Genomic DNA, 463 nt, shown 5'->3' with positions numbered 1-463 from the left:
CCAGGTCGAAGCCCTGGGCGCCCGTTATGTGCCGTTGGCCGATCTGCTGGCGCAAGCACAAGTCATCAGCTTGCATTGCCCGCTCAACGAACAGAGCCGACACCTGATCAACCGCCGCTCCCTGGAAACCATGCAGCGCGGCGCGATGCTGATCAACACCGGTCGCGGCGGCCTGGTGGACACGCCGGCGCTGATCGAAGCGTTGAAAAGTGGCCAGTTGGGGTATCTGGGACTCGATGTCTACGAGGAAGAAGCCCAACTCTTTTTCGAGGACCGCTCCGACTTGCCGTTGCAGGACGACGTCCTCGCGCGGCTGCTGACCTTTCCCAATGTCGTCGTGACCGCGCACCAGGCGTTCCTGACCCGCGAAGCCTTGGCGGCGATCGCCACCACCACCCTGGACAATATCGCGGCCTGGGCCGCCGGCACGCCGCAAAACCTGGTAGACAACTAACCCCCCTGT

At 63.5% G+C, this 463-nt stretch carries 1 protein-coding gene; it reads left to right on the top strand.

Annotated elements, in window-relative coordinates; all coding sequences use genetic code 11:
* A partial coding sequence (locus OC610_RS28825) for an NAD(P)-dependent oxidoreductase (protein WP_269808116.1) occupies positions 1 to 454 on the top strand: 454 nt, incomplete at its 5' end.
* Positions 455 to 463: the final 9 nt, after the last annotated feature.

It is taken from the genome of Pseudomonas agronomica (assembly GCF_025917275.1).
Lineage (GTDB): Bacteria > Pseudomonadota > Gammaproteobacteria > Pseudomonadales > Pseudomonadaceae > Aquipseudomonas > Aquipseudomonas agronomica.
The sequence above is the reverse complement of the archived record's forward strand: the minus strand, read 5'-3'. Positions and strand labels throughout refer to the sequence as shown.